Below are 2,609 nucleotides of genomic sequence, written 5' to 3' on the forward strand. Positions count from 1 at the left end.
GCCGGTCTCAGCAGTGCCGGTCCCAGTGCCGGTCACGGCGCCGCCAGTCCCGGAACCGTCCGCCTCAGCCGCGTCGGGACCCCCGACCAGGGCTTCTTCAACCTGGGCGCGGTAGCGGACCCGCCGGATCCGGCGGACCATGTCGACGATCAGGAAGGTCGTGAGCACCACGATGAAGGCAGTCAGGACGAATCCCCAGGTTCCCGGGGTCACTTGGTCTTCCGACAAGCCGGGGCGCAGCGACGGGGTCGGGGTAGGCGACGGGGTCGTGGCCAGGGCGATGAGAAAGTGGTGCACGGTTCAAACCTTCTATGGGAGTTTCCAGCCAGGTGGCGACTTCTACGCTTGATAGAAATCGCCGGCGATCCTATCTTAGCCCTGCGAACAGGTCCTTTTCCGGCAGTTCGGCCGGGATCACGGAGTGGACCAGCGTGTAGTCCTCCCACGGCCAGGCCCTGCGCTGCATCTCCGGGGATACCGCGAAGAAGAAGCCGAGGGGGTCAATCTGCGTCCGATGCGCCCTGAGTGCGTCGTCACGGGCCTCAAAGTAGTCACCGCAATCCACTTGCGTGGTGGTCTGGTGCATAGGCCTCGGCGGAGTATGTCCTTCCGCGTCGGCTTCAAGCCAGGAGGCCAGGCGTTCGGCGTAGGGCGATTGCAGGCCCGCCTCTTCGAGCGCGAAATGCAAGGCCCGGAAGCGGTCGGGGCTGAAGGCGCGGTCGTAGTACAGCTTGCTGGGCGCCCAGCTTTCGCCTGTCCCAGGGTAACGTTCCGGGTCACCGGCTGCGTGGAAGGCTTCGACGGCAACCTTGTGGGCCATGATGTGGTCAGGATGCGGGTAGCCGCCGTTTTCGTCGTAGCTCACCATGACGTGCGGCTTGAAGTCGCGGACCAAGCGGACGAGCGGTGCCGAGGCCCGCTCAAGGGGCTGAAGCGCAAAGCAGCCGGCGGGCAGGGGTGGCAACGGATCGCCGTCGGGCAGTCCGGAATCCACGAAGCCCAACCAACGCTGCTTGATTCCAAGGACCGCGGCAGCTTGCTTCATTTCCAAACGGCGCGCGCCTGCCATGTCGCGCTTCGGGTGCGGGGCGGACTCCATGGCCGGGTTCTGGATGTCCCCGCGGGAACCGTCGGTGCAGGTAGCCACCATGACCTCCACGCCGGAAGCCGCATACATCGCCATGGTTGCCGCGCCCTTGCTTGACTCGTCGTCCGGGTGTGCGTGGACGGCGAGCAGCCGGAGCTGCGTGTCGGGCTGGTGGATGTGCTCATCCGGTACGGTTCCTCTTTCCGGGTCATGCTGTTCTGGGTTTGCTGGTGGCTGTACTGATCAGGTCTTTCTAACGCGTGCGACTCCGCTGTGGGCGAAGAGGCGCCGGAAGCCCACTAAACTGGGTGGGTGACTTCGGAAGACCCATCGGGCACGGCGCTGCCAGCAACTACCAGCCTAGCCAATCGCTACGGCAGCCAAAAGCGCGCCTTCGGAGGGAATACCAAACGGAACATCGTCATCGCCGTCCTCCTCGTGGTCATCGGGCTCTTGTTTTGGGTCACTATGTCTTCCTCGCAATCGTCTGTGTCTTTCAAGGACATCGGTTACAGCGCCACTGATGCCACTCAGCTGTCGGTCGATTTCCAGGTCACAAAGAACCCGGATGCCACCGCAAAATGCGCGGTCAAGGCCATGGATTCCAAGTTCGCGGTGGTCGGCTGGAAAGTCGTTGAGATCGGCCCGAATGCCCCGAAGGCAGGGGCCGACGGTGGCCAGACAACCGCCCAAAGGGCCATCCTTCGCACGGAGTCCGAGGCCGTGTCCGCCGTCGTGGACAACTGCTGGATTGTCGACGGCAGCAAATAGCAACGGTGTGACCCGCGACTCAGTGAGCTTGGGTTTGTCCACAGGATTGACTACACTGGATCAATACCTTAACCCCGCTGAGTTGGTTGCTGAGTTCCACGAGTGGCCTGCACCGGCGGGGTCTTTGCTTGTCAGATCCATAAGGAGAAGTCCGTGTCGACCACCAACAGCGCGCCTGCAGCTTGGCTTACCCAGGACGCATTTGACCGCCTGAAGCAGAGCTGGACCACCTTTCCGGCCCTGGCCGTGCGGAGATCGTACAAAAGATCGAAGCCGCCCGTCAGGAAGGCGACCTCAAGGAAAACGGTGGATACCATGCCGCCAAGGAAGAGCAGGGCAAGATCGAGGCCCGCATCCGCCAGCTGACCGTGCTCCTGCGCGACGCCCAGGTGGGCGAAGCTCCGGCCGATGATGGAATCGTCGAGCCCGGCATGCTCGTCGTCGCACGCATCGCCGGTGACGAAGAGACCTTCCTGCTCGGATCCCGTGAAATCGCCGGTGATTCCGATCTCAACGTCTTCAGCGAGAAGTCCCCGCTCGGCGTGGCGATCATGGGCCACAAGGAAGGCGACAAGATCAGCTACGTCGCCCCCAACGGCAAGGAAATTCCGGTGGAGATTGTTTCCGCCAAGCCGTTCGCCGGCTGATTGTTCCGCGAAACAACGACGCCGCCCACCCCTTCCCGGGGCGGGCCGGCGTTTTGCTTTGGGTTCCCCCCCAACTAGCTCGCAGTTGGTGGGCTACGGCGTCA

The 2,609-nt window shown here is 63.3% G+C and carries 3 protein-coding genes and 1 pseudogene; 2 read left to right on the top strand and 2 right to left on the bottom strand.

The window, feature by feature from the left end; genetic code table 11:
- Both AHiyo1_RS06260 and mca read right to left on the bottom strand, forming a co-directional pair.
- Positions 1 to 297, bottom strand: a 297-nt coding sequence (locus AHiyo1_RS06260; RefSeq protein WP_059387966.1) for a hypothetical protein, incomplete at its 3' end; no start/stop codon positions are given.
- Between the two features lie 70 nt (positions 298 to 367).
- Positions 368 to 1,183 carry a mycothiol conjugate amidase Mca gene (gene mca, locus AHiyo1_RS06265; protein ID WP_445286188.1) on the bottom strand — a complete coding sequence of 272 codons (816 nt, stop codon included), beginning with the start codon at positions 1,181 to 1,183 and terminating at the stop codon, positions 368 to 370.
- A gap of 216 nt (positions 1,184 to 1,399) precedes the next feature.
- Here mca and AHiyo1_RS06270 point away from each other — a divergent pair, with 216 nt between their 5' ends.
- Positions 1,400 to 1,858 (top strand): DUF4307 domain-containing protein, encoded by a 459-nt coding sequence (locus tag AHiyo1_RS06270; RefSeq protein ID WP_059387968.1) that lies wholly within the window; start codon positions 1,400 to 1,402, stop codon positions 1,856 to 1,858.
- 153 nt (positions 1,859 to 2,011) lie between these two features.
- Positions 2,012 to 2,505, top strand: a pseudogene (gene greA, locus AHiyo1_RS06275) (transcription elongation factor GreA).
- Positions 2,506 to 2,609: the final 104 nt, after the last annotated feature.

Source organism: Arthrobacter sp. Hiyo1 (assembly GCF_001263615.2).
Classification (GTDB): domain Bacteria; phylum Actinomycetota; class Actinomycetes; order Actinomycetales; family Micrococcaceae; genus Arthrobacter.